General features: G+C 73.2%; 26 protein-coding genes. 13 read left to right on the top strand and 13 right to left on the bottom strand.

Annotation, left to right across the window (positions count from 1 at the left end; all coding sequences use genetic code 11):
* Nucleotides 1-33 precede the first annotated feature (33 nt).
* From tsf to VF746_07010, 8 genes are all read left to right on the top strand, one after another.
* The gene (gene tsf / locus VF746_07045) at nucleotides 34-639 is read left to right on the top strand and encodes a translation elongation factor Ts (GenBank protein HEX8692156.1); all 606 of its coding nucleotides are present in this window, start codon (nucleotides 34-36) and stop codon (nucleotides 637-639) included.
* The gene (gene pyrH / locus VF746_07040) at nucleotides 636-1,376 is read left to right on the top strand and encodes a UMP kinase (protein ID HEX8692155.1); all 741 of its coding nucleotides are present in this window, start codon (nucleotides 636-638) and stop codon (nucleotides 1,374-1,376) included. The genes tsf and pyrH overlap by 4 nt, the downstream gene beginning before the upstream one ends.
* 153 nt (nucleotides 1,377-1,529) lie before the next feature.
* On the top strand, nucleotides 1,530-2,081 hold the full coding sequence (frr, locus tag VF746_07035) for a ribosome recycling factor (protein ID HEX8692154.1): 552 nt from the start codon (nucleotides 1,530-1,532) through the stop codon (nucleotides 2,079-2,081).
* A gap of 133 nt (nucleotides 2,082-2,214) precedes the next feature.
* Complete coding sequence (locus VF746_07030; protein ID HEX8692153.1) at nucleotides 2,215-2,958, top strand: isoprenyl transferase; 744 nt, start codon at nucleotides 2,215-2,217, stop codon at nucleotides 2,956-2,958.
* Between the two features lie 15 nt (nucleotides 2,959-2,973).
* Complete coding sequence (locus VF746_07025; protein HEX8692152.1) at nucleotides 2,974-3,828, top strand: phosphatidate cytidylyltransferase; 855 nt, start codon at nucleotides 2,974-2,976, stop codon at nucleotides 3,826-3,828.
* 10 nt (nucleotides 3,829-3,838) lie between these two features.
* Nucleotides 3,839-4,975, top strand: coding sequence for a 1-deoxy-D-xylulose-5-phosphate reductoisomerase (gene dxr / locus VF746_07020; GenBank protein ID HEX8692151.1), 1,137 nt, complete (start codon nucleotides 3,839-3,841; stop codon nucleotides 4,973-4,975).
* Entirely contained in the window at nucleotides 4,972-6,333 is a 1,362-nt protein-coding gene (gene rseP / locus VF746_07015) for an RIP metalloprotease RseP (GenBank protein HEX8692150.1), read from the top strand. The genes dxr and rseP overlap by 4 nt, the downstream gene beginning before the upstream one ends.
* A 267-nt stretch (nucleotides 6,334-6,600) precedes the next feature.
* Entirely contained in the window at nucleotides 6,601-6,981 is a 381-nt protein-coding gene (locus VF746_07010) for a TraR/DksA C4-type zinc finger protein (GenBank protein ID HEX8692149.1), read from the top strand.
* 215 nt (nucleotides 6,982-7,196) lie between these two features.
* On the opposite strand, the gene VF746_07005 is transcribed toward VF746_07010, so the two are convergent.
* The 6 genes from VF746_07005 to VF746_06980 all read right to left on the bottom strand — a co-directional run bounded on the left by VF746_07005 (nucleotide 7,197) and on the right by VF746_06980 (nucleotide 12,236).
* Nucleotides 7,197-7,631, bottom strand: a complete 435-nt coding sequence (locus VF746_07005) for a DUF6069 family protein (GenBank protein HEX8692148.1) — start codon at nucleotides 7,629-7,631, stop codon at nucleotides 7,197-7,199.
* 348 nt (nucleotides 7,632-7,979) lie between these two features.
* Nucleotides 7,980-8,801, bottom strand: coding sequence for an MBL fold metallo-hydrolase (locus tag VF746_07000; protein HEX8692147.1), 822 nt, complete (start codon nucleotides 8,799-8,801; stop codon nucleotides 7,980-7,982).
* 68 nt (nucleotides 8,802-8,869) lie between these two features.
* Nucleotides 8,870-10,099, bottom strand: a complete 1,230-nt coding sequence (locus VF746_06995) for a putative sugar nucleotidyl transferase (GenBank protein ID HEX8692146.1) — start codon at nucleotides 10,097-10,099, stop codon at nucleotides 8,870-8,872.
* A gap of 221 nt (nucleotides 10,100-10,320) precedes the next feature.
* On the bottom strand, nucleotides 10,321-11,421 hold the full coding sequence (locus tag VF746_06990) for a sugar phosphate nucleotidyltransferase (protein HEX8692145.1): 1,101 nt from the start codon (nucleotides 11,419-11,421) through the stop codon (nucleotides 10,321-10,323).
* Between the two features lie 33 nt (nucleotides 11,422-11,454).
* Entirely contained in the window at nucleotides 11,455-11,868 is a 414-nt protein-coding gene (locus VF746_06985) for a response regulator (GenBank protein HEX8692144.1), read from the bottom strand.
* A gap of 14 nt (nucleotides 11,869-11,882) precedes the next feature.
* On the bottom strand, nucleotides 11,883-12,236 hold the full coding sequence (locus VF746_06980) for a roadblock/LC7 domain-containing protein (protein HEX8692143.1): 354 nt from the start codon (nucleotides 12,234-12,236) through the stop codon (nucleotides 11,883-11,885).
* A gap of 167 nt (nucleotides 12,237-12,403) precedes the next feature.
* Here VF746_06980 and VF746_06975 point away from each other — a divergent pair, with 167 nt between their 5' ends.
* From VF746_06975 to VF746_06955, 5 genes are all read left to right on the top strand, one after another.
* On the top strand, nucleotides 12,404-12,958 hold the full coding sequence (locus VF746_06975) for a hypothetical protein (GenBank protein HEX8692142.1): 555 nt from the start codon (nucleotides 12,404-12,406) through the stop codon (nucleotides 12,956-12,958).
* Nucleotide 12,959: 1 nt separating this feature from the next.
* Nucleotides 12,960-14,249 (top strand): serine--tRNA ligase, encoded by a 1,290-nt coding sequence (serS, locus tag VF746_06970; protein ID HEX8692141.1) that lies wholly within the window; start codon nucleotides 12,960-12,962, stop codon nucleotides 14,247-14,249.
* Nucleotides 14,250-14,344: 95 nt separating this feature from the next.
* Nucleotides 14,345-15,655 carry a HAMP domain-containing sensor histidine kinase gene (locus VF746_06965; GenBank protein ID HEX8692140.1) on the top strand — a complete coding sequence of 437 codons (1,311 nt, stop codon included), beginning with the start codon at nucleotides 14,345-14,347 and terminating at the stop codon, nucleotides 15,653-15,655.
* 365 nt (nucleotides 15,656-16,020) lie between these two features.
* A complete protein-coding gene (locus tag VF746_06960) occupies nucleotides 16,021-18,327 on the top strand; it encodes a UvrD-helicase domain-containing protein (protein HEX8692139.1) in 2,307 nt (768 codons plus the stop codon).
* Between the two features lie 197 nt (nucleotides 18,328-18,524).
* Complete coding sequence (locus VF746_06955) at nucleotides 18,525-19,283, top strand: alpha/beta fold hydrolase (GenBank protein ID HEX8692138.1); 759 nt, start codon at nucleotides 18,525-18,527, stop codon at nucleotides 19,281-19,283.
* Nucleotides 19,284-19,595: 312 nt separating this feature from the next.
* On the opposite strand, the gene VF746_06950 is transcribed toward VF746_06955, so the two are convergent.
* From VF746_06950 to VF746_06920, 7 genes are all read right to left on the bottom strand, one after another.
* Entirely contained in the window at nucleotides 19,596-20,069 is a 474-nt protein-coding gene (locus VF746_06950) for a type II toxin-antitoxin system ParD family antitoxin (GenBank protein ID HEX8692137.1), read from the bottom strand.
* 186 nt (nucleotides 20,070-20,255) lie between these two features.
* Nucleotides 20,256-21,179 carry a zinc dependent phospholipase C family protein gene (locus tag VF746_06945; protein HEX8692136.1) on the bottom strand — a complete coding sequence of 308 codons (924 nt, stop codon included), beginning with the start codon at nucleotides 21,177-21,179 and terminating at the stop codon, nucleotides 20,256-20,258.
* Nucleotides 21,176-21,610 (bottom strand): hypothetical protein, encoded by a 435-nt coding sequence (locus VF746_06940; GenBank protein ID HEX8692135.1) that lies wholly within the window; start codon nucleotides 21,608-21,610, stop codon nucleotides 21,176-21,178. Before VF746_06940 ends, VF746_06945 begins: the two co-directional genes overlap by 4 nt.
* A gap of 30 nt (nucleotides 21,611-21,640) precedes the next feature.
* Nucleotides 21,641-22,294, bottom strand: a complete 654-nt coding sequence (locus VF746_06935; GenBank protein HEX8692134.1) for a DUF948 domain-containing protein — start codon at nucleotides 22,292-22,294, stop codon at nucleotides 21,641-21,643.
* A gap of 28 nt (nucleotides 22,295-22,322) precedes the next feature.
* The gene (locus VF746_06930) at nucleotides 22,323-22,970 is read right to left on the bottom strand and encodes a hypothetical protein (GenBank protein HEX8692133.1); all 648 of its coding nucleotides are present in this window, start codon (nucleotides 22,968-22,970) and stop codon (nucleotides 22,323-22,325) included.
* Nucleotides 22,967-23,839: a nitrilase-related carbon-nitrogen hydrolase gene (locus tag VF746_06925; protein HEX8692132.1), complete on the bottom strand. Its 873-nt coding sequence runs from the start codon at nucleotides 23,837-23,839 to the stop codon at nucleotides 22,967-22,969. Before VF746_06925 ends, VF746_06930 begins: the two co-directional genes overlap by 4 nt.
* On the bottom strand, nucleotides 23,836-24,183 hold the full coding sequence (locus VF746_06920; GenBank protein ID HEX8692131.1) for a P-II family nitrogen regulator: 348 nt from the start codon (nucleotides 24,181-24,183) through the stop codon (nucleotides 23,836-23,838). Before VF746_06920 ends, VF746_06925 begins: the two co-directional genes overlap by 4 nt.
* Nucleotides 24,184-24,480 lie beyond the last annotated feature (297 nt).

Below are 24,480 nucleotides of genomic sequence, written 5' to 3'. Positions count from 1 at the left end.
CTTACGAACGGACCGACTGGAGCCTGGAAGACGATGAGCACCACGGAGATCTCGGCCAAGGCCGTGAAGGAGCTCCGCGACCGCACCGGCGCGGGGATGATGGAGTGCAAGGCCGCCCTGGGCGAGTCGGGCGGCGACATGGAGCGCGCGATCGACATCCTGCGCGCGAAGGGCGCGGCCAAGGCGGCCAAGCGCGCCGAGCGCGAGACCAGGGAGGGCGCGATCGGCAGCTACATCCACATGGGCGGGCGCATCGGCGTGCTGGTGGAGGTGGGCTGCGAGACCGACTTCGTGGCCCGCACCGAGCAGTTCCAGCAGCTGGTGCGCGACATCGCCATGCACGTCGCCGCGGCCAGCCCCGTGGCGGTGCGCCGCGAGGACTTCCCCGCGGAGCTGGTGGAGCGCGAGCGCGGCGTGTACCGCGAGCAGGTGAAGGAGTCGGGGAAGCCCGAGCACATCTGGGACAAGATCGTCGACGGCAAGCTGGAGAAGTTCTACGCCGAGAGCGCGCTCCTGGAGCAGCCGTTCGTGAAGAACCCCGACATCACCGTGGGCCAGCTGGTCACCGAGGTGTCGGGCCGCACCGGCGAGAAGATCGAGGTGCGCCGCTTCACCCGCTACGCGCTCGGCGAGCAGTGACGGGGGGCGGCGACGCTCGAGCCGCGGAGCTGAAGTACCGCCGCGTCCTGCTCAAGATCTCCGGCGAGGCGCTGGCCGGAGAGCAGAAGTTCGGGATCTCCCCGCCGGTGGTGGACCGGCTCACCGACGAGGTCCGCCGCGTCCACGACATGGGCGTGGCGCTGGGGCTGGTGATCGGCGGGGGGAACATCGTGCGCGGCACCCTGGCCTCTCAGCAGGGGATGGACCGGGTGAACGCGGACTACATGGGGATGCTGGCTACCGTGATCAACGCCCTCGCGCTCCAGGACTGGCTGGAGCGCAAGGGCGTCGACACGCGCGTGCTCACCGCCATCCGCATGGAGCAGCTGGCCGAGCCGTACATCCGGCGCCGGGCGCTGCGCCACCTGGACAAGGGGCGGGTGGTGATCTTTGCGGGCGGCACCGGCAACCCGTACTTTTCCACCGACAGCGCCGCGGTGCTGCGCGGGATCGAGATGGAGGCCGACGTCATCATCAAGGCCACCAAGGTGGAGGGGGTGTTCACGGCCGACCCCGTCAAGGACCCCACGGCCCAGTTCATCCCCGAGATCACCATGCTGGAGGCGATCTCGCGCGAGCTGGGGGTGATGGACGCGGCGGCGCTCTCGCTGTGCAAGGAGAACGACACTCCCGTGGTGGTGCTGAACCTCGACGAGCCGGGCGCGGTGCCGCGCGTGGTCCAAGGCGAGCGGGTCGGCACCCTGGTGCGCCCGTAGAGTGCGAAGTGCGAAGTGCGAAGTGCTGAGTGCGAGGTGCTGGACCGCACGGATCGTATCGCGCTCCGCACCAGGACTCAGCACTTGGCACTCAGGACTTTACTTCGCCCGGTCCTGCGCGGACCCGCTCCCACCTCTCCTTCAAGACCGACCATGCCCAGCCTACAGAAAGCCAAGCAGCGGATGGAAGGCGCGCTCGAGTCGCTGCGCCGCGAGTTCGCCGGGGTGCGCACGGGGAAGGCCTCTCCCCAGCTGCTGGACACCGTGCGCGTGGACGCCTACGGCTCGAAGCTGCCGCTCAACCAGGTGGGGACGGTGTCCGCTCCCGAGCCGCGCATGCTCACCGTGCAGCCGTGGGACCGCGGCCTGATGAAGGAGATCGAGAAGGCGATCCGCGAGTCGGACCTGGGACTCAACCCCTCCAACGACGGGCAGATCATCCGCATCCCGATCCCGGCGCTCACCGAGGAGCGGCGCAGGGAGTACGTGCGGCTCCTGCACAAGCTGGCCGAGGAGGGGCGCGTGGCCGTGCGCCTGGCGCGCAAGGACGCCAACGACGAGATCAAGCACCGCCAGAAGGACGAGGGTCTGTCCGAAGACGACGTGCGGCGCGAGCAGGCCGAGGTGCAGAAGCTCACCGACCAGTACATCGCCAAAGTCGACGAGATGCTCAAGCACAAGGAAGCCGAGGTGATGGAGGTCTGAGCCGCAGTGCGTGAGTGCGGAAGTGCGTGAGTGCGTTTCCCGGCCCCGCCGTTACGCACTTTCGCACTCACGCACTTCTTTTTCATCAACCACTTGCTTTGACAAACCGCCCGGCGCGGTCCATCTTTTCGCGATGCCTTCCGACCTCCTCCAGCAGATCCGCCTGAACGGCGCCGTCCCGCGCCACGTGGCCGTCATCATGGACGGCAACGGGCGCTGGGCGCGCGAGCGCGGCCGCCCCCGCGAGTTCGGCCACCGCGCCGGGATGCGCGCCGTGCGCGAGGCGGTCGAGGCGGCGGCCGACGCCGGGGTGGAGGTGCTCACCCTCTTCGCCTTCTCGCAGGAGAACTGGGGGCGCCCGGCGCGCGAGGTGGCGGCGCTGATGGCTCTCCTGGAGCTGTACGTGCGGCGCGAGCGGCGCGAGCTCAAGGAGAAGGGGGTCGAGGTGCACTGCATCGGCGACCTGGACCGGCTCTCCCCCCGGACGCGCGCGGCGATCCAGGGCGTGGTCGACTTCACCCGCGGCGGCCGGCGGCTCAAGCTGAACCTGGCGATCAGCTACGGCTCGCGCGCCGAGATCGTGCAGGCCGCCCGCAGCCTGGCCGAGCGGGTGCGCGAGGGGACGCTGATGCCGGGGGAGATCGACGAGGAGCTCTTCGCCGGGGAGCTCTACACGGCCGCCGACCCGGAGCCGGACCTGCTGATCCGCACCTCGGGCGAGCTGCGCATCTCCAACTTCATGCTCTGGCAGCTGGCCTACACCGAGCTGTACGTCACCCCCGTGCTCTGGCCCGACTTCACGCGCGAGCACTTCTTCGCGGCCCTCCTCGAGTACCAGCGGCGCGAGCGGCGCTTCGGCCGCGTCCTGGCGACCTGACCCCGGAAACTGACCGTGGCGCGCTCCGAGACTGCGACGCGGACGGCCGTCGCCGCGGTGGGGATCCCCGTTGCCGTCGGCTCCATGTACCTGGGCGGCTGGGCGCTGGCGGCGCTGCTGGCGCTCTCGGCCGTGCTCGCCGCCCGCGAGCTGTTCCGCATGGCCGAGCTGAAGCGGGCGTTCGCGCTCGCTCCCGTCGGCCTCGCCGGGGCCGCGCTCCTGATCGCCGCCGCCGCCGTCGATCCCTCTGCGGGGCTCGACAACCCGCTGGTGGGCGCGGCCGTCGTCGTGGTCCTCCTGGCCACGCTGGCGGCGGCGATCTGGATGCGCGGGGTGGCGGGCGAGCCCCTGCTCTCCATCTCCGTCACCTTCCTGGGCGCGGTCTACCCGGCGCTCCTCCTCTTCGCGCTCTTCCTCCGCCACCTCCCCGGCGTGGAGGGTCCGCTGCACGGGACGGCGATCCTCCTCTTCCCCGTGGTGCTCACCTGGCTCAGCGACACCTTCGCCTACTTCGCGGGGCGGCTGTGGGGGAAGCGCAAGCTGATCCCCAAGGTGAGCCCGGGGAAGACGGTGGCGGGGGCGCTGGGGGCGGTCGTCGGCACCCCGCTCGCGGCGGTGGGGTATTCCCTCTTCCTCGCGCGCTTCCCGGCCTGGCGGATGGGGATCGCCGAGGCGGCGGCGCTGGGCGTCCTGGTCTCGGTGGCGGCGCAGGTGGGCGACCTGGCGGAGTCGCTGCTCAAGCGCGACGCGGGCGTGAAGGACTCCGGGCGGCTCCTCCCCGGGCACGGGGGGGCGCTGGACCGCTTCGACTCGCTCTTCTTCACGCTCCCCGTGGGCTACTTCTTCTTCCGCCTGGTGGTGGGCGCGTGACGTGAAGGGCGTGGCGATCCTGGGCGCCACCGGCTCCATCGGCAAGAGCGCGCTCCGGGTGCTCGACCAGCACCCGGAGCGCTTCCGCGCAGTGGCGCTGACGGCGAATCGCAGCGGCGACCTGCTGCGTAGTCTCGCCGGGCGCTACCGGCCCTCGCTCGCCGTGGTCGCCGACGGGCCGGTCCCCGCGGGGACGGACGGGCCGACCGTCTGGCGGACCGGGCGCGAGGCGCTGCTGGAGGCGGCCACCCACCCCGAGGCCGACGTGGTGCTGAACGCGCTGGTGGGCGCGGCGGGGCTGGAGCCCACGCTGGCGGCGCTCGCGGCGGGGAAGCGCGTGGCGCTGGCCAACAAGGAGTCGCTGGTGTGCGGCGGGCCGCTGGTGCTCGCGGCCGCGCGGGCGGGCGGGGGCGAGCTGGTGCCGGTGGACAGCGAGCACAGCGCCATCCTGCAGTGCCTGCACGGCTCGGCGCCGGAAGACGTCGCCCGCCTGGTGCTGACGGCGTCGGGCGGGCCGTTCCGGGGGGTGCCGCCCGAGCGGCTGGAGGCGGTGACGCCGGCGGACGCGCTCCGGCACCCGACGTGGGACATGGGGGCCAAGGTCACCATCGACTCGGCCACCCTGGCCAACAAGGCGCTGGAGGTGATCGAGGCGCACTTCCTCTTCGGGGTGCCCTACGCGGCGATCGAGGCGGTGGTGCACCCGCAGTCGATCATCCACTCGTTCGTCGAGATGGTGGACGGCTCGGTGCTGGCGCAGCTGGGATTTCCCACCATGGAGCTGCCGGTGCTCTACGCGCTCACCCACCCGGAGCGGCTCCCGTACGCCGCCCGGCGCTTCGACCCGGTGGCGGCGGGTCCGCTCACCTTCGAGCCGGTGCGCCGCGAGTGCTTCCCGGCGTTCGGGCTGGGGGTGGAGGCGGGGCGCGTCGGGGGCACGGCGCCGGCGGTGTTCAACGCCGCCAACGAGGTGGCGGTGGCGGCGTTCCTGGCCGGGCGCCTGCCGTTCCCGGGGATCGCCCGCGCCATCCAGGCCGCGCTCGAGGCGTGGCCGGGCGGGCGGGCATCCTCGCTGCAGGAGGTGCTGGAGGCCGACGCCTGGGCGCGCCGGGCCACGGAAACGTTCGTACGGGAGGCGCTCTCGTGATCTTCATATTCTCGCTGCTGGTCGTCCTCTCGATCCTGATCACGGTCCACGAGCTGGGGCACCTGCTGGCGGCCAAGGCGGTGGGGATCGCGGTGCCGCGCTTCTCGCTGGGCTTCGGCAAGCGGCTGTGGGGCTTCCGCTGGGGCGAGACGGACTTCGTGGTCTCGGCCATCCCGCTGGGCGGCTACGTGAAGATGGCGGGGATGGAGGACGACGAGGCCGCCGAGGTGCTGGAGGGGGGCGGCCCCGCCGAGGAGGTGGACCCGGAGCGGACCTTCGACGCCAAGCCGATCTGGGCGCGCGCGCTGGTGATCTCGGCGGGGGTGATCATGAACCTCCTCTTCGCCGTGCTCACCTTCGCGGTGCTCGCGCTCGGCTGGGGCGAGCCGGTGGTGCCCAGCACGGTGGGCGGGGTGGCCCCCGGCGCGCCGGCCGACGTGGTGGCCGTGGGCGCGCGCATCCCCACGGGCGCGCGGGTGACGGCCGTGGGCGCCAAGCCGGTGTCGGAGTGGCGCGAGCTGACGGCCGCGCTGGCCGCCGCCCCGGCCGGGCCCCTGGAGCTCCGGCTGGCGAACGGCCCGCCGGTGGTGCTCCCGATGCCTGCCGACGCGGAGAAGCGCATGCAGCTGGCGGCCTCGCTCACCCAGCCGATCCCGCCGGTGATCGACCAGGTGGAGGCCGGCTCGCCCGCCGAGCGCGCGGGGCTCGAGAAGGGCGACCGCGTGGTGGAGGCGGGGGGGACGCCGGTGCAGGACTGGACGCAGCTGGTGGCGACGATCCAGAAGAGCCCCGGGCGGCCGTTGCCGCTGGTGGTGGAGCGCGGCGGCCGGCGCGTGCCCCTCACCGTGGCGGTGGAGCGGGTGGAGAGGCGCGACGCCGACCGGAAGAAGGTGGAGGTGGGGCGCATCGGGGCGGGGTACCGGGCGGTGGAGGTGGAGCGGCGGCGGGTGGGGCTCGGCGAGGCGGTCGGGATCGGGGTCCGCGAGACGGCGGCCACCACGCGCTTCATCCTGGTCACGCTCAAGCAGCTGGTCACCGGCGAGCTGTCGGCGCGCAACATGGGCGGGCTGCTCACCATCGGCGAGGCGTCGGGCGAGAGCGCGCGGGCCGGGCTGGAGTCGTTCCTGGCCTTCCTGGCGCTCTTCTCGGTGAACCTGGCGGTGCTCAACCTGCTGCCGATCCCGATCCTGGACGGCGGGCACCTGATGTTCCTGGCCGTCGAGGCGCTGCGCGGCCGGCCGCTCTCGATCGAGACGCGCATCCGCCTCTCGCAGCTCGGCCTGGTGATCGTGGTGGGGCTGATGCTGTGGGCCAACGGCAACGACGTGGTGCGGCTGCTGGAGCGCTACTTCGGGTGAGCCGGGGAAGCGCGTGAGCGCGTGAGTGCGTGAAGCGGGGGCCGGGCTGCTCCCGCTTTTCGTCACAGGTGTATCTTCCCGCCGCGGCCGGTGCGGAACTCCGCTTCCCGGCGGCACTTCCGGCGCCGCGGGGTGTACGGAAGAGGCGGATTCCGTTATCTTACGGGATTGTTCCGGTTGCGGCCGGCGCGACCCACCCCCCCACCGCGCCTGCTCCACGCCCTACCGTCCACGACGATGCCACAACGACAGCCGCGAGACGAACGAATGGATCGGACCCAGCTCGAGACCATCGAGCGTCTGCTCCTGCGGGAGCGCGACAAGACCCTGCGGTCGCTCGGACGGTTCCAGGAGCAGTCGAAGCTCACGCGCGAGTCCGCCGACAACGACCTCTCCAGCTACTCGTTCCACATGGCGGACCAGGGCACCGACGCCATGGAGCGCGAGAAGACCTTCCTCTTCGCCAGCAAGGAGGGGCGCTACCTCTACCGCGTGGAAGAGGCGCTGCGCAGGCTGTACAACGATCCCGAGGAGTTCGGGAAGTGCCACTCGTGCCACCGGGAGATCCCCTTCGCGCGGCTGGAGGCGCTCCCGCACGCTCGCTACTGCCTGGACTGCAAGCTCCGCGAAGAGGCCGAGGCGGCCTGAGCGGTTTCGACGAGGGCGAACGAAGGGGCGGCTCCCGATGCGGGGAGCCGCCCCTTCGCCTTTTCGTCCGACGACCCCGAGCCGGCTCTCCGCGCGGAGGTCGTCGGCGGGGAATCTCTCTCCGGAATCCGAGAACTCGCTGCGCTCAGACAGCTCGGATTCCTCCGAGAGATTCCCCGCCTCCTCCCGTCACCTTCCGCGCGGCCACGGGTCCGTCACGGCCGCGCCGCGGTCTCCCAGCGCCAGATCGAGCCGACGGTGCAGACGGCGACCACCACGTGCATCACCTCCAGCACGCCGATCATCGCCGCCGTGAGGCCGGGGATCATCAACGGGCCGCCGAAGGAGATCACCAGCACCACCGCGGCGATGGCCAGGAAGGCGCGGATCGGCTGCTCGACGCGGCGGCGGACGGCGGCGTAGACGAGGGTGCCGCCCAGCGCGCCCAGGGTGGAGACCAGGATCACCGGCCCCAGGCCCATCCCCCACGCGTCCGGCGCGAGCGTCAGGGTGGGGAAGACCTCCAGCGACACCGCCGCCGCGTAGAGGGCCACGTTCGCGGCGATGGCCAGCACCGCCGCCGCCAGGCCCGCCTTCCAGATGGAGCCGTGGTCCGCCGCGGTCTCCCGCAGGACGTTCGTCGCGCTCATCGGGGCTGCCTCCCTTCGCGAGTGTCCGCCCGCGCCGCGGCTCCCGTCGCGGCCCTCCGTTCAACCTTAAACGCGTGGGCCGCGTTCCACCAGACGGACGTCGACCATTCGTGCCACGTGCGGCGAAGCCTCGCCCGCGCCGCCCTCGCGTCGGTGCGGAGGACGGTCGGGCGAGGCTTTCTGCAGGTCGCTCAGGTGCGGATGAACAGCGGGTAATCGGAGGCGGCGACAGGCATCTCGGCGACGCGCCGTCCACCGGAACCGTCGAGTAGATCCCTCGGGTCGCTACCGCGCCCCTCGGGATGACATTCGTGTGGTGGGATAGACCGATGGAGGTCTTCGTGCCCGTCAGAACAGCGTCATCTGCGCGGGGAGGCGGAGCTGGCGGAGGCGGGTGACGTCGACGGGCTCCAGGGGGCGCTCCTGGGGGGCGACGGCGAGGGTGCCGGCGTAGCGCAGGCGCTCGAGCGCCTCGCCGACCACGTCGTACGCGAGCACGGGGGCGTTGGCGTTCTCGCTCAGGTGCGCCAGGACCACGGCGCAGAGCTCCTCGTGGTGGAGCTCGCGGGCCAGCTCGGCGGCGGCGCGGTTGGAGAGGTGGCCGTGGCTGCCCCCGATGCGCGCCTTCACCGACCACGGGTAGTGGCTCTCGCGCAGCATCAGCTCGTCGTGGTTGCTCTCCAGCACCAGCAGGTGGCAGCGCTGGAGGGCGTGGCGCACGGGGGCGGTGGCGCGCCCCAGGTCGGTGGCGATCCCCAGCTTCTCGCCCGTCTCCCGCTCGGTCACCGTCACGGCCACGGGGTCGGCGGCGTCGTGCACGGTGAGGAACGGCGTCACCGTGAGCCCGCCCACCTCCACCGGCTCGGCGCTGGTGTAGGGGCGCACGTCTTCGCTGCCGTCCAGCAGCTCGCGGCAGACGCGGCGCGTGCGGTCGGTGAGGTGGAGGGGGACCTTCCAGCGGCGCGCGGCCACGCCCATCCCGCGCGTGTGGTCGCTGTGGTCGTGGGTGACGAGGAGCGCGGCGAGCGAGGCGGGGTCGACCTCGGCCTCGGCCAGGCGGCGCTCCAGGTCGCGCCCGCTGAAGCCGGCGTCCACCAGCAGCCGCACGCCGCCGCCCTCGACGAGGACGGCGTTGCCGCGGCTGCCGCTGCCCAGGATGGTGACCCGCAAGCGCCCCTGCTCTCGTGCCGCTGAAGGGGAAGGGCCGTCCGCGCGAGGGCGGACGGTGACGAAAGAATCTAACCCGCCGCGCGCCCCCGCGTCCACGCCGCCTCGAGCTGCCGGCGCATCCCGCCGGTGAGCGTGACGTCGCGCCGCGACATGGCGCGCCCGGCGACCTCCAGGAACTTGTCGACGCGGTAGGCGGCGAGGTCTTCGCCGGTGCCCCAGCTGAAGGGGGGGACGTACCTGGGCGGCATGGCGGCGCCGTAGAGGTTGCTCCCCGCGCCGACCACGGTGCCGGTGTTGAGCAGCAGCCCGATCCCGGTCTTCACGTGGTCGCCCAGGAAGCAGCCGACCTTGACCATGCCGGTGCCGGTCTCGCCGTCGGGGGTCCAGAGGCGGACGCTGCCGTAGTTGTTCTTGAGGTCGCTGTTGGTGGTCCCGGCGCCCAGGTTCACCCAGGCGCCCAGGTAGGCGTGGCCGATGTGCCCGTCGTGCGCCTTGTTCACCCACCCCAGGCAGACGCTCTCGGCGAACTCGCCGCGGATGCGGCACACGGGGCCGATGGTGAACGCCTCCAGCGAGCCTCCCAGCACGATCGTCTTCCGCCCCACGTACGCCGGCCCGGCCATCCGGGTGAACGCCTTCACCTCCACACGATCGTCCAGCCAGACGGGCCCCGCGCGCAGGTCGAAGACGACGCCGGGCTCGATCCGCACCCCCTCGCCCAGGACGAGCGGGTGGTCGCCGAAGCGGTGGACGCCCGGGGGGAGCTCGGGCCGCGCGGCGCCGGCGCAGAGGGCGGCGACGTCCGCGGCGACCTGCTCCGCGTTGCCGGACATCAGCTCCCAGACGGGGCCCAGCGCGCGGCCGTAGAAGGAGACGCCGCCCTTGCGCTCGGCCAGCCGGCCGGGCTCGCGGAAGAAGTCGGGCGAGGGCGCGGGCGTCCCCCCGGGCGCGAGCCAGCCGACCACCTCGCCGCCGATCAGGACCGGCCCCGCGCCCCGGTGCCTCTCCAGCAGCCCGCGGCTCCCCCAGGCGAAGACGGCGCGGGCGGAGACGAAGAGCCGGTCGCCGTCCGCGGGCGCGTCGGCGAAGCGCCGCACCGGCGGGGCGCCCTCTTCCTCGAAGCCCTGCAGGTGGTCTTCCGCCAGGTGCGCCACCGCCCGGCCGCCGAAGACGCGCTCGGTCCGCGCGCGCAGCGTCAGCGCCCCGAACAGCAGCTCGCCGCCGGGGCGGGTGAGCGCAAACGGCTCCCACTTGCGGGAGACGGCGTCGTCGAAGAGGACGATCTGGAGGTCGGGCATCGAGTGCGAAGTTCTCAGTGCGAAGTGCGAAGTGCCCAGTGCCCAGTGCCCAGTGCCCAGGAAACGGCGGGCGGTCATCACGCAGGGTTCGTGCGGGGCTGTCGGGATCGACGCGACCCCAGGTGAGGTACAGTGATCCAACATCCTGCGCACCCAGCACTTAGCGCTTTGCACTCGGCACTGTCTCCTGGGCACCGGGCACTGGGGACTGGGCACTTCCGTCAGAGATTCCTCAGCTCCTCCGGCAGCTCCGCCAACAGCCGCTTGAGGTCGGGCGTGCGGTCGCGGCGGACGACGAAGGTGACGGCGGAGGTGCGCACGATCACCAGGTCGTCGACGCCGAAGGCGACCACCGGGCCGGCGTCGGCGTAGATGGTGGTCCCCCGCGAGTCGACGGCGTATCCCTCGCCGACCACGCAGTTGTCGGGGGGGAGCCGCGCGCGGGTGCGGGCCAGCGCGTCCCAGGCGCCCACGTCGTCCCAGGCGAAGGTGGCGCGCACCACGCCCACCCGCCGCGAGCGCTCCAGCACGGCGTGGTCGACGGCGATGGTGGGCGCGCGCGCGAAGAACTCCTCCGTGCCCCCCGCGCGGACCACCGGGACCAGCTCGGCCAGCTCGGGGCTCACGCGCTCCATCTCGTCCAGCAGGTCGGAGACGCGCCAGACGAAGAGGCCGGTGTTCCACAGGTAGCCGCCGGAGGCGAGATACCCTTCCGCCCTCTCTCGATCGGGCTTCTCCACGAACTCGGCCACCTCGAACCCCGGCTCGCCCTCCGGCGCCACCCCTTCGGCCGGCGGGAGCGGACGGCCGAGGCGCACGTAGCCGTAGCCGGTCTCGGGCCGGTCGGGGACCGCGCCGATGGTGAAGAGCCGCCGGTGGCCGTCCGCCAGCTCGGCGGCGCGCGCGACCAGGGCGCGGAACGCCTCGGGGGGGTGGATGACGTGGTCGGCGTGCAGCGAGACCATCACCGCGTCTGGGTCGCGCCGCTCGATCTCGGCCGCCGCCCAGGCCAGCACGGGGGCGGTGCCCCTGGCGCTCGGCTCCAGCAGCAGGTTGCCGGGGCCCAGCTCGGGGAGCGCGGCGAGGATCGGGTCGGCCAGGTGAGCGCCGGTGAGGATGCGCAGCCGCTCCGGGGGGACGAGCGGGGTGATGCGGTCGACGGTGTCGCGGATGAGCGGCTGCGCGGAGGCGAGCGGGAGGAGCTGCTTGGGGCGCGCCGGGGTGCTGGCGGGCCAGAAGCGCGAGCCCACGCCGCCGGCCAGGATCACCGTCCACAGGCGGGGGACCGAAGCCGGGGCGGGCGGGGTACGTGCGTCGCTCAAAACGGGGGCCGCGCGTTCTCTCGGGGAAGCCGGCTAGGCGCCGGCGTCCGGCGCCGGCGCGCCGAACAGCTCGTCGACGCGCGCCAGGAGCTTCTTGGGGCTGAACGGCTTGGTGAAGAAGTCGACGGCGCCCAGCTCCAGCGCCTGCTTGCGGTCGGCGGCCTGCCCCTTGGCGGTGAGGATGATGACGGGCGTGTCGCGGCGGTGGGCGAGCTGCCTGGCCTCGGCCAGCACCTCGAGCCCCGACGCGTGCGGCATCATGATGTCGAGCAGCACCAGGTCGATCGGCTCGCCTCCGCGCAGGTGCTCCAGCGCCTCGCGCCCGTCGGAGACCAGCACCACCTGGTAGGGGCCCTGCTCCAGCTTGAGCCGGATGATGTGGCCGATGTGCGGCTCGTCGTCGGCCACCAGCACGCGGCGCACGGGGGTCCCGGCGGCGTCGCTCATCGGCCCGGGCGGGGCTAGACCAGCGCGGCCAGCGCGCCGCGGCGCGCGGAGAGCTCGCGCAGGAGCGGCGCGAAGCCCACGCCGGCGACCAGCAGCACGGCCAGGAGCACGTCCTCGCTCAGCACCGTGACCACGGCCACGCCGCGCTCCAGCCGCACCACCACCGTCTCCGCGCTCCCGACGCCCCCGGCCGCGCCCAGCGCGGAGGCGGCCGCGGCGAGCCCCGGCACCATGGCCGAGACGGTCTCGGCGTCGAGGGCGCCGTCGCCCGCGTGCTGGATGAGCAGGCCGTCGCGCCCCAGCACCAGGACGTGCTCCACTCCCGGGTGGGCGCGCACCGCGTCGAGCGCGGCGTCGAGCTGGGACATGCCGGTTTCCTCAAACGGGGTCGAAGGGGGCGGGCCGCGGGCAGCAACGTACCCGCGCCGCCCTTCCCCGTCAACCCCGCGGCCTTGACGCGAGCGTGTTGGGCCGGATAAGGTTAACCCTCGCGTTCGGCCCGCCGGACGCTTCACTTTTTCCAAGCCGCAACCCGATGACCAAGACCCGCCGCTTCAGCGCCGCCTTCCTCGCGGTCTTCTCGCTTTTCGCCGCCTCGGCCGCGCTCGCCGGCTGCGACGACCCGCTGGGCTTCGACCCGCAGCTCCTCCCCGACACCGTGACGCTGGCCGCGCCGACTTCGGCCAGCACGCTGCCGAGCGCCATCGACCTGGCCGTCCTCAACGCCCTGCGCCGCCCCGAGCTGCCGGTGGACGCGCAGTCGTGGGACCTCCAGCTGCGCCAGGAGGGCGCGGCGTTCTCGTTCGCCCCCTTCCCGCAGGTGGGGAGCCGGCGCGGCGCGGGGCTCGCCCCCACCAGCGAGGGCTTCGACGACGCCGACTCGGCCCCGCGCGGCCGCGAGGACTACACGCGCACCCGGGTCGCGATCACGGTGGGGCAGACGTACTTCGTGCAGACGCGCGAGACCTCGAACTGCCTGACGCCGAAGTACGCGGTGATCAAGGTGCTGTCGGTGGACGCCGCCGCGGGGACGGCCACGGTGGCGGTGCGCAGCAACCAGAACTGCGACGACGAGCGGCTCACGTTCTGACATGCTGGACCTGCGCCTGATCCGCCAGGACCCGTCGGCGGTCCGCGCCGCGCTGGCCCGCCGCGGCGCCGACGCCGAGACCGGCCCCGCCGTGGAGCGCGTGCTGGCGCTCGACGCGGAGCGGCGCGCGCTGATCGCCGAGGGCGACGAGAAGAAGGCCCGCCGCAACGCCGTCTCCCAGGAGGTGGCCGAGCGCAAGCGCCGCGGCGGGGGGGCCGACGACCTGATCGCCGAGATGCGCGGGGTGAACGAGCGCATCCGGGAGATCGACGCGCGGCTCCGCGAGGTGGAGGGGGAGATCGAGCGGATCCTGCTCCGGCTCCCCAACCTCCCCGACCCCTCGCTCCCGGACGGCGGCGAGGAGGCGAACGCCGTGGTGCGCGCCTGGGGCGAGCCGCGCCGCTTCGACTTCGCGCCGAGGCCGCACTGGGAGCTGGGCGCGGCGCTGGGGATGCTGGACCTGCCAGTCGGGGCCAAGGTGGCGGGGAGCGGCTTCCCGGTCTACAGGGGGCTGGGCGCGCGGCTGCAGCGGGCGCTCGTCAACTTCATGCTGGACCTGCACACGCGCGAGCACGGCTACACCGAGGTGGAGCCGCCCTTCGTGGTCACGCGCGACTCGATGCAGGGGACCGGGCAGTACCCCAAGTTCGTGGAGGACGGCGACGCCTACTTCGTGGAGGAGGACGGGCTGTACCTGATCCCCACGGCGGAGGTGCCGGTCACCAACTTCCACCGCGACGAGATTCTGGACGGCGAGCGGCTCCCGATCGCCTACGCGGCGTACTCGCCGTGCTTCCGGCGCGAGGCGGGGGCGGCGGGGAAGGACACGCGCGGGCTGCTCCGGGTGCACCAGTTCGACAAGGTGGAGATGGTGCGCTTCGAGCGGCCGGAGGACTCGGAAGCCGCGCTGGAGCGGCTCACGGCCCACGCCGAGCGCGTGCTGCAGCTGCTGGAGCTGCCGTACCGGGTGATCGTGCTGGCGGCGGGCGACGTGGGGTTCTCGGCGAGCAAGACGTACGACCTGGAGGTGTGGGCGCCGGGGGTGGAGAAGTGGCTGGAGGTCTCCAGCGCCAGCAACTGCCGCGACTTCCAGGCGCGCCGCGCCCAGATCCGCCACCGGCCGCAGCCGGGGGCGAAGCCCGAGCCGGTGCACACGCTGAACGCCTCGGGGGTGGCGCTGCCGCGCACGGTGGCGGCCCTGCTGGAGAACCACCAGCAGGCGGACGGCTCGGTGCGCGTGCCGGCGGCGCTCGTGCCGTACCTGTGCACCGACCGCATCGCCGCCCCCTGAGCCCCCGGGCGGCGCGCCTCCCCGGCGCGCCGCTCCCGGCCCTGCCCATGCGCAGCCCCGCTCCGCGCCGGCCGTCCTCCTCCCGGAGCGCCTGAGTGCCCTTGCCGCGCTTCCCCCGCCGCCACCTCCCCACGGCCTTCGGGCTGCTGGCGGCGCTGGTGCTGGCCTGGTACCTGGTGTACAGCCAGATCCTGGTGCGCGAGATGCGGCGCGAGGCGGCGGTGCACTCGCGGATCGTGGCCACGCTGTACACGGGCCTCACCGACCCGGCCAAGAACCCGAACGAGACGCTCCTGGAGCTCTCGGGCGAGGTGGTGAGCCTGGACTTCCCGATCATCCTCACCGACAACGAGGGGTACCCGGTCACGGCGCTGAACCTGGGGTACGAGCCGGACCTGGGCGACTCGGCCGACGTGGTGCGGGTGCTGGAGCACGCCCGCCGGCTGGCCCAGGGGCACCCGCCGGTCACCGAGCCGGGGCTGGGGACGCTCTACTACGGCGACGCCCCCACGGTGCGCCGGCTGCGGGTGATCCCCTGGCTGCAGGTGGGGGCGATGGTGTGCCTGCTGGTGGCGGCCGCCTGGATGGTGCGCCACAACTTCCGCACCGAGCGCGAGCGGATCTGGGCGGCGATGGCGCGCGAGTCGGCGCACCAGATGGCCACGCCGCTCTCGTCGCTGGCCGGGTGGGTGGAGATCCTGCGGCTGCCGGAGGAGGAGCGCGAGGACATGGCGAGCCTCCCCGCGGTGGCGGCGGAGATGGAGGCGGACCTGGACCGGCTGGAGAAGGTGGCGCGGCGCTTCGAGTGGATCGGCCGGCCGGTGCAGACGGAGGCCGTGGAGGTGCGGCCGCTGCTCAGGGTGCTGGAGCGCTACGTGCGGGTGCGCCTGCCGCAGCTCCGCCGCAGCGTGGAGCTGCGGGTGGACGTGGCCGACGGGACGCCGCCGGCGCTGGGGAACGCCATCCTGCTGGAGTGGGCGCTGGAGAACCTGATCAAGAACGCGCTGGACGCGCTGGCGGGATCGGGGGGCACCATCACCGTGGAGGCGCAGGCGCAGTCGGACCGGCGCGTGGAGGTGCGGGTGGTGGACGACGGGCCGGGGGTGGCGCCGGCGGTGCGCAAGACGCTCTTCGACCCCGGGGTGAGCACCAAGAAGGGGGGGTGGGGGGTAGGGCTCTCGCTGGCGCGGCGGATCGTGGAGGACGTGCACGGGGGGCGGCTGTACCTGGCGCCGACGGAGAAGGGCGCCACCTTCGTGATGGTGCTCCCCGCCGCGCCGCAGCCGGACAGCGATCCACGCTCGCTGCGCCGGCCGTTCCGCTTCCGCCCGCAGCCGCAGGAGGCGGGGGCGGACGGGGGGGCGGCGGACGGGGCGTCCGCGGGGGGCCCCCTCCCTGGCGCCTGAGGCGCCTGTCCCTCCCCCGCCGCGCGGGAGAGGGACTTCGGCGCTGCGCGCGACGGGCGGGACGAGGATGGTGCGGGGAGGCAGCCCCCGCGCAGCCCTCACCCGCCGCCTTAGAGCGGCAACCCTCTCCCAAGCTTGGGAGAGGGTGGACTTTACGCCTTCGGTGGAAGGGCGGGATCGGGTGGCTGTTCCCTGTCACCCGCAGTTTGCGTGAGGGATGCGCGCCCGGAGGGCGCAGCCCGGCCCGGAGCGCAGCGGAGGGACACGCCCAGAACCGCGGTGCGGAAGTGCGTGAGTGCGAAAGTGCGAAAGTACTCGGGGTCGGTGCCGATCCTGAGCGCGATCGATCTCGATAAAATCCATAGATGCCCGTAGACCTCTCCCACCTGAACCCCGAGCAGCGCGAGGCGGCCACGCACTTCGAGGGGCCGCTGCTGGTGCTGGCCGGCGCCGGTTCCGGCAAGACGCGCGTGCTCACCCACCGCATCTCCTGGCTGATCGACGAGATGGGGGTGGACCCGCAGGCGATCCTGGCGCTCACCTTCACCAACAAGGCGGCCGGGGAGATGCGCGAGCGGGTGCGCCACCTCCTGGGGAAGGAGCCGGCGGGGATGTGGATCGGGACCTTCCACGCCATCGGCGCGCGGATGCTCCGGCGCGACGCCACCCGCCTGGGGTGGACGCCCGGCTTCCAGGTGTACGACGCGGAGGACACGGAGAGCCTCACCCGCCGCATCGTGCGGGACGAGCTGCGGCTGGACGTGAAGCGCTGGGCCCCCAAGGCGATTCACCACGCCATCTCGTCGGCCAAGAACGAGCTGGTCTCGCCCGACGAGTACGCGCGGACGGCGTTCGACATCTTCCAGCAGCGGGTGGCGGAGGTCTACCCGCTCTACCAGAAGGCGCTGCGCGACGCGAACGCCTTCGACTTCGACGACCTCCTGGTCAAGCCGGTGGAGCTGCTGCGCGGCGACGAGCGGGTGCTCGGGCGCTACCGCGAGCGCTTCCAGTTCATCCTGGTGGACGAGTACCAGGACACCAACCGCGCGCAGTACGTGTTCCTCAAGCTCCTGGCGGAGGAGCACGCCAACCTCTTCGTGGTGGGCGACGACGACCAGTCGATCTACGGGTGGCGGGGGGCGGACATCCGCAACATCCTGGACTTCGAGAAGGACTTCCCGGCCGCGCGGGTGGTGCGGCTGGAGCAGAACTACCGCTCCACGCAGCGCATCCTTGACGCGGCCAACCGGGTGATCGCGGAGAACGTCAAGCGCAAGGGGAAGACTCTGCGCACCGACAACCCGGCGGGCGAGCCGCTCACGCTGGTGGAGGCGGCCGACGAGCTGGACGAGGCGCGCTGGGTGGCGGAGGAGATCCAGCTGCGTCGCGGCGACGACCGCCGGCTGAAGCTCCGCGACTTCGTGGTGCTCTACCGCACCAACGCGCAGTCGCGGGCCCTCGAGGAAGGTCTCAGGCGCGAGCGGCTGGCGTACCGGGTGATCGGGGGGACGCGCTTCTACGAGCGGCGCGAGATCAAGGACGCGCTGGCCTACCTGCGCCTGGTGGCGAACCCGGCGTCGGACGAGGCGTTCCTGCGCATCGTGAACGTGCCCAAGCGCGGGATCGGCGACACGTCGGTGGCCCGCCTGGCGGAGTGGGCGTCGAAGCGCGGCCTGCCGCTGCTGGCGGCGGCCGAGCGCACCGGGGAGATCGAGGAGATCCGCGGGCGGGCGTCGCTGGCGCTGGCGGAGCTTGCCGGGCTGGTCGCCAAGCACGCGGCGGTGGCGGACCGGCTGCCGCTGGCGGAGGTGCTGCGGTCGATCGTCGTCGAATCGGGGCTGATCGAGTCGCTCAAGCAGGAGGGGCCCGAGGGGAAGGACCGCATCGACAACGTGGAGGAGCTGATCGCGGGCGCGGCGGAGCTGGAGGCGCGCCTGGTGGAGGAGGACCCGGAGCTGATGCGGGAGCTGGAGGAGGCGGGGCAGGCGGCGCCGCGCGCCATCGACCTGTTCCTGGCGCACGTGGCGCTGATTGCGGACATCGACCAGCACGACCCGAACGCCGACGCGGTGTCGCTGATGACGCTGCACAACGCGAAGGGGCTGGAGTTCCCGGTGGTCTACATCACCGGGCTGGAGGAGGGGCTCTTCCCGCTCATCCGGGCGATGGACGAGCGCGAGCAGCTGGAAGAGGAGCGGCGGCTCTTCTACGTGGGGGTGACGCGGGCGGAGCGGAAGCTGTACCTGGCGTACGCGCGGCGCCGCCGCCGCGGGGGGCAGTGGATGGACTCGGTGCCGTCGTCGTTCCTGGAATCGGTGCCGAAGGACCTGCTGGACGTGCGGCACACGGAGCGCACCTACGAGCGCGCGCCGAGCTACGCGCAGCCGTGGAAGTCGCCCGCCGGCGCGTTCGGCACCCGGCGCCAGCGGCTGGGCTTCGCGGCGCCCAGGCCGGAGCCGGAGGACCCGACCTACCAGGTGGACTACTCCGACTCGCAGGAGACGCCCTCGCTGCGGAAGGGCGCGCGGGTGCGGCACCCGCAGTTCGGGGCGGGGACGGTGGCGGAGCTCAGCGGCTTCGGGACGGACGTGAAGGCGGCGATCGACTTCGACGGGGTGGGGCGGAAGACGGTGGTGCTCAAGTACGCCAACCTGCAGCCGGAGTACGACTGAGGGGGCGAAAGGCGGCTGAAGCTGCGGCAACAACTGCGGAAAGCCTCGCCGACCAGCTTCCACGCAGGTGCAGGCTCAACGCGGGCGAGGCTTCAACCGCTCGCGGGGGCGACTCCGGGTGATCGGGGAACCATCCGCGCGGGTGGGTGTTTGGGGCGAGGCGTTTTCGCCCCTGGAGTGCGCAGATGCTTCGTTGGATGATGAAGAAACCCGTCGGCGGGAGAGACTCTGACGTAACGACGATCCGGCCGCTGCTGCGCCGGCTCGCCGTCGGCGCCTGCGTGGCGCTGGGGGTGACGGGCGCCACGGCGGGGTACGTCGCGTCGGACCTGACGGGCGAGCCGGCGGGGCCGGACGACCGGCGCGAGCTGGTGGTGCTGGTGCACGGGATGGGACGCTCGCGCGCGTCGATGTGGCTGCTGGGGCGCTCGCTGGAGGCGGAGGGCTACCGCGTGCTCAACTGGGGCTACTCCAGCTACTCGGACCCGGTGCCCGCGCTGGGCGCCCGGCTCGCCCGCGACGTGTCCGGGGAGCTCGGCCGCGCGCCGAAGGTCCACTTCGTGGGCCACAGCCTGGGGAACGTGATCGTCCGCTGGGCGCTGGCGCACGAGCCGCCCGCGCGCGCCGGCCGCGTGGTCATGCTGGCCCCGCCCAACCAGGGCGCCGCCGCCGCGGACCGCTACGCCCGCTACGCCGCCTGGCTGATGCCGCCGATCGAGGAGCTGCGCACGGCGCCGGGGAGCACCGTCCGCACCCTCCCCGCGCCCCGCGGCGTCGACGTGGGCGTGATCGCCGGCGCGCACGACGGTAAGGTGAGCGTCGACGAGACGCACCTCGCCGGCGAGCGCGACCACGTGGTGGTCCCCGCCGCCCACTCCTTCATCATGAACCGCCGCGACGTGCGCGACCTCACCCTGCGCTTCCTGCGCACGGGACGGTTCGGGGCGGGCGGATGAGCCTGGCGGATTAGCGCTTCTTCCCGAACTCCCTCGCGATATCCTGCCGCTGGTGGAGGACTCGCACGATCTCCACCTCACCTCGAATCACACGATAAAACAAGGTATACGGGTTCACCGCAAAGCTTCGTAAGCCGCGGCGGAGCTCGGGGCGAGGCGTGCCGATCAGCGGCGACTCTCCGAGGAGGTCGCACGCGGCAATGATGGAATCCGCGAGGTGCGCGGCTCCGGTTGCACTGACCGCATGCTGTTCGAGGTAAGTGGCAGCGGATTCGAAATCCCGGAACGCCTTGGCGGTGAAGTGCCAGTTTCTCAGCGGGCCGCCCCTCCGAACCTGGCACGAATGCGGGCGACGACCTCGTCTCCCGGGATGAGCTCGTCGCGTTCAGCGCTCTCGATTCCCAGATCGATCTCGCGTCGGAGCGCCTCGAGTTCTTCATCAAACCGTGGCTGCTCCTGCTGCAGCAGAACCAGTCCGGCTTCCACCACGTCGCGGGTGGAGTTGAACCGGCCCGACTCTACCTGCTCTTCGACAAAGCGGCGAAGCTCTGGGCGCGTTCGGGCCTCACGCAGCCGCGCCAGCACCTCTTCTCGCGACAGCCGCTCTCCACGCTCCAGTTCCTCCTTGCCGGCCTGGAGCTCGCGCCGGAGATCTTCATCCGCCTCCTCCAGCATCTCCAGACCTTCCAGGCACGCCTGCAGCACTTCCTCGGTGGAGGCGTAGCGGCCGGAGCGGACGCGCTCCAGCACGGCGCGCTCGAACTCGGGGGGGATCGGCAGGGGCATGTCGCGCTCCTGGTTGGGGCCGGGGTCTCCCCGAAAGCTCTCCGCGGCGGCGATGGGTGTCAATTCTCGGTCCAGGTAGAAGGTGAGCGGCGTGCGAAGGCCCAGAATAAGCGCGCGGCGCCCGGGAGTCAAGAAGTGTCCAATTTGTGGACGCATCGTGACAGCTAAGGTTGGTGCGGGGCGGATTCAGGCGGCGCCCTTGCCGTTGCCGCTCTGCTGGAGGTTCAGGTAGCCGAAGGGGACGTCGGGGAGGGGGAAGAACTCGTCGGCCATCTCGGCCAGGAGCTCGGGGCGCTCGGAGGCGCCGTCGCGCAGGGCCATGCGGCGCACCTTCTTGGAGAGGTCCAGGTTGCGCTCGCCGATCGGGTCCAGCGCGGCCGCGATGCCCTCGCCGCGGCGGATGAGGTAGTCGACGATGTAGTCGAACGAGCGCACCGCGTACGTCTCGACCGCGCCGTCCTCCAGCTCCCAGCGCGAGCGGGTGACGATGGTCCCGAAGATGGAGTGCCAGCGCTCGTTGTCCTGGAAGCGGATCATCCCCCGGAATATCCGCCGATTGGTGCGGAACGAGAAAAGCGTGGCCGAGAGCACCCGGTCGAAGAGCGCGTCGGCCTGCGAGTGGTCGTGGTCGGTGACGGCGCGGCGGGCGAGCCGCATGTACTCTTCGCCCACCGCCATGTCCATGCGGGCCTCCCAGTACGAGTGCCCGAGCCCCTTGGTGGACGAGGTGAGCAGGAGCTGGCGGGGGACGAAGAAGTTGTGCGCGATGGTGTCGGCGGCCAGGTGGCTGAGGTAGCCCAGCCCCACGGCCTGCAGCCGCCGCGAGTCGGCCGCCGCGTGGATCTCCTCGCCGATGTGCCAGTGGTGGCAGTGGCGGCCCTCGGGGACGTACTTCTTGGCCAGGGAGATGTCGGCCGCCAGCGAGCCGTAGATGTAGTCGAACGGGTGCGCGGCCAGCACCGCGCGCACCGCCTCGGGGAGGAGGTGCAGCGACTGGAGCACCTGCGAGCTCAGGTACGCGTGCGTCCCCGGACCCCAGGCCCACGCCGGGTCCGGGAGGAGCGCCACCGCCAGCAGCGCCAGCGCCAGCCCCAGCAGCACCCGCGTCACTGCCCGCCGCGCTCCTTCGCCCGCGTCCCGGACCGGCCGTTGCCCGCCTTCTCGCCGTCCTCGCGCCCGGCCGCGGCCCGCGTCTTCCTCCGCCCCGCGCGCTCCTGCCGCTCGCGCTCCTTCGCCTCGCGCATCTCCTCGCGCGCCTCGTCCATGATGCGGCGCACCTCCTCGCGGAACTCGGCCAGCAGCTCGCGCCCCGCCTCGATCACCTCGCCGGTGACGTCGGCGCCCGCCCCGGCGGCCTCGCGCAGCTCGCCGCGCGCCCGGGCGGCGCTCTTCTTCACCTTCTTGCGGTGGGGCTTCAGCTCGCGCAGCAGCCGCTCCTTGGCCGACCGGGGCTGGGGGCGCAGCAGCAGCGTGGCGCCGATGCCCAGCGCCGTGCCCACGGCGAAGGCGGTGAGGAAGTCGGTGGTGTCCTGTCGTGGCATGCGTGGCTCCATCTCTCGCGCTTCGCGCGGTCAGTCGTCGCGCCCTCCGTCGCGGCGCGTGACGCGGATCTCCAGCTCGTCCGCGTCCTCGTCGTCTTCCTCGAACTCGTCCTCCTCCCCGAGGTCCTCCTCGTACTCCTCGCCCGGGGGGAGCTCGCCGGCCTGGTAGCGGCGGAACGCCTCCGCGCCGGCCTTGAGCCCGCGCACCGCCGCGGCGCCGCCGATGAAGAGGTCTTCGGCCTCCTCCTGCACCACGCCGATCAGCGCGTTGAACTCGCCCACCCGCCGCTCGGCCTCGACGGCGGCGCGGCGGAGCGCGTCGTTGGCCGAGGCCACCGTGGCGCTCAGCCGGTCGGCGTCGGCGCGCACGGTCCGGCTCAGGTGGTTCACGTTCTCGCTGACGGCCGTCACGTTCTGGATGGCGGGCGCCAGGTCCACCCTGAGCTTCTTCGCCTGCTCCTCGACCTTCCTGGTCAGCTGCCTGAGCTTGAGCGCCGCGAAGATCACGCCGACGCCGACCGTCAGCAGGCCGATGGCGACCACGATGGTCGCGACGGCCGCCAGCGCCTCGATCCAGGTCTGCCAGTCGGGCTTCTGCTGCACGACGAAGACCGTGTCCTGCCGGGCCTGCGCGAGCAGGGCGGCCAGGCCGGGCCGGACGGCGGCGGGAAGGGCCGAGATCAAGCGGCGATCCTCGCGGGTGAGGTGACGGTCATTCGAACAGGTCCACGCCGAGCGTCCGCGCCCCCAGCTTGGGCACCAGCCGCGGGAAGAGGCGCGAGGCGCGCCCCGCCGCCAGCGCCCGGCGCACTTCGTCGGCCGCGGCCGCGGGGAGCGCGTCCAGCGCCGCCGGGTCGCGCCCGTCCACCAGCCGCGCGAGCGCCGCGTCCAGCGCCTCGACCCCGCCCGCGGCTTTGGCGATCCGCCGCACCGGCTCCGGGGCGGACCACCCGCCGGCCAGCGCGGCCACCTCGCCGGCCCACAGGTCGCCCAGCGGGAAGAGCGGCTCCGGGGGGAGGGCGCCGCCCAGGAGGAGCGCGGTCTTGTTCGCCGGGTGCGCGGGGAGCGCGCCGTCCAGCAGCCGCGCCCGCATCCGCCGCAGCTCCTCTTCCACGCGGGGCGGGGAAACCGCGCCCAGCGCGTGCAAGACGGGTTCCACGTCCTCGGACGGAACGGCGACGCGCGCGACGGCGCCCGCGCCGAGCGCGCCCTCCAGCAGCCGCGCGGCGAGCCCGGCTTCGGGGCTCCCGTCGTCCAGCAGGGCGATCCGCGCCGCGCCCCGGTCCGCCAGCGCCTGCCGGGCGACGGCGCCGACCACCTCGGCGATCCGCGTCTCCCGGGCCTGGTCGGCGCCGCTCACGCGCCCTCCGCCACCAGGCGCTCCAGCTCGCGCAGCACCAGCCGCGGGTCGTCGTCGCGCGCGTGCGAGTACGGGCGGCGGGCGGCGGCGACGGTGTCGAGCGAGAGGTCCGCCGTGGGCCGGTCCTCGGCCAGGTCGTCGCCCCGCGCCAGCACGGCGCCGCCGGGGGCGACGATCAGCGAGCCGCCGGCGAAGACGCAGGGGCCCTCCACGCCCACGCGGTTGGCGAGGGCGACGTAGACGCCGTACGCGGCCGCCGCGGCCCGCGCCAGGTGCTCCCACGAGCCCCACGAGGCGAAGCGCCCGCCCGTCTCCCCGCCCGCCAGCGCCCCGCGCCCCGCCGCGGCGGCCTGCACGACGATCAGGTGCGCCCCCGCGGCGGCCAGCAGGTAGGCGAGCGCGGGGTGCCAGAGGTCCTCGCAGACCAGGAGCCCCACGGTCCAGCCGCCCCCCGCGGGGTAGGCCCGCGCCCGGCCGCCGCGCCCGAAGTACCGCCCCTCGTCGAACATCCCGTACGTCGGGAGATAGACCTTGCGGTGCCGGTGCAGCACGCCCCCGCCGCGCAGGTGCAGCGCCGCGTTGTACGGGACGAACGCCGCGTCCTGCTCGATCGCCCCGACCACGACGTCGGGCCCCTCCGCCAGGGCGGGGAAGGGGCGCGGCGCCTCGGGGACCGCCAGCGCGTGCACCCGGTCGCGCACGTCGTAGCCGGTCAGCGACAGCTCGGGAGTGACGAGCAGGCCCACGCCGTCGCGCCCGGCGTCGGCCTGCGCGGCGGCGACGCGGGCGAGGTTGGCCTCGACGTCGCCCAGCGCGGGGGCGAACTGCTCGACGCGCAGCCGGAGCCGCGCGCTCCACTCCCCGCTCACCCGTCCCCGATCTCGCGCGAGAGGCCCACGGCGCGGTTCACGGGGACGGTGAAGACGATCCCCCGCCCGGGGCGGCCGAAGTCGCAGACCTCGGTGAGGAGCGCCACCGCCCGCTCCACCTTCTCGTCGTCGTCGATCACGCTGAAGAGCGTCTGGTTGCGCGGCCGGCTCCGGTCTCCGCCGATCGCCTCGAGCGCGGCGAAGATCGGCACCTCGTCGCGCAGGAGGCGGCCCATCCCCTCGCTGGCGACCACCGTGGCGCCGGTGACGCCCAGCTCCAGGAAGCCGGCCAGCACCTCCTCCAGCTTCTCTTCCTGGTTGATGACGGCGATCAGGAGCTGCACTGGGGGCGCCTCGGGCGAAGGAGGCCGCGGAAGGGCCTCGGGGCCGGCCCGTCCCGGGGGTGGACGGGGCGCGGGGCGCAAGGTACGCCCGCCCCGGAAAACATGTCAAGCAAAGGCAAGGCGTCGCCTGCGTTCGCCGCGGCCGGCGCGGGGCGCGTTTGACGGCGGCCCCGCGGCCTGCCAGGTTGCACGCCCCGCTGCGCCGGCGCGGGACGGGCCGGCGGAGCCGCGCATGAATGTTGCGCTCCCGCGGCCGCCTCCCAGAACCGGCGCACGGCCTCCCCACCAGCGAGGCCG

The organism is Longimicrobium sp. (assembly GCA_036389795.1).
Classification (GTDB): Bacteria; Gemmatimonadota; Gemmatimonadetes; order Longimicrobiales; family Longimicrobiaceae; genus Longimicrobium.
This window is presented reverse-complemented; position numbering and strand designations above follow the sequence as displayed.

Bases quoted from the DNA above. Each gene is read 5' to 3' on its own strand.
- tsf (HEX8692156.1), top strand. From the start codon at position 34: ATGAGCACCACGGAGATCTCGGCCAAGGCCGTGAAGGAGCTCCGCGAC.
- VF746_07005 (HEX8692148.1), bottom strand. From the start codon at position 7,631: ATGAGCGCGACGAACGTCCTGCGGGAGACCGCGGCGGACCACGGCTCC.
- VF746_06995 (HEX8692146.1), bottom strand. From the start codon at position 10,099: ATGCCCGACCTCCAGATCGTCCTCTTCGACGACGCCGTCTCCCGCAAG.
- VF746_06985 (HEX8692144.1), bottom strand. From the start codon at position 11,868: ATGAGCGACGCCGCCGGGACCCCCGTGCGCCGCGTGCTGGTGGCCGAC.
- VF746_06940 (HEX8692135.1), bottom strand. From the start codon at position 21,610: ATGCCACGACAGGACACCACCGACTTCCTCACCGCCTTCGCCGTGGGC.
- VF746_06960 (HEX8692139.1), top strand. From the start codon at position 16,021: ATGCCCGTAGACCTCTCCCACCTGAACCCCGAGCAGCGCGAGGCGGCC.
- VF746_06950 (HEX8692137.1), bottom strand. From the start codon at position 20,069: ATGCCCCTGCCGATCCCCCCCGAGTTCGAGCGCGCCGTGCTGGAGCGC.
- VF746_06980 (HEX8692143.1), bottom strand. From the start codon at position 12,236: ATGTCCCAGCTCGACGCCGCGCTCGACGCGGTGCGCGCCCACCCGGGA.
- frr (HEX8692154.1), top strand. From the start codon at position 1,530: ATGCCCAGCCTACAGAAAGCCAAGCAGCGGATGGAAGGCGCGCTCGAG.
- serS (HEX8692141.1), top strand. From the start codon at position 12,960: ATGCTGGACCTGCGCCTGATCCGCCAGGACCCGTCGGCGGTCCGCGCC.
- VF746_06975 (HEX8692142.1), top strand. From the start codon at position 12,404: ATGACCAAGACCCGCCGCTTCAGCGCCGCCTTCCTCGCGGTCTTCTCG.
- VF746_07030 (HEX8692153.1), top strand. From the start codon at position 2,215: ATGCCTTCCGACCTCCTCCAGCAGATCCGCCTGAACGGCGCCGTCCCG.
- VF746_06955 (HEX8692138.1), top strand. From the start codon at position 18,525: ATGATGAAGAAACCCGTCGGCGGGAGAGACTCTGACGTAACGACGATC.
- VF746_07010 (HEX8692149.1), top strand. From the start codon at position 6,601: ATGGATCGGACCCAGCTCGAGACCATCGAGCGTCTGCTCCTGCGGGAG.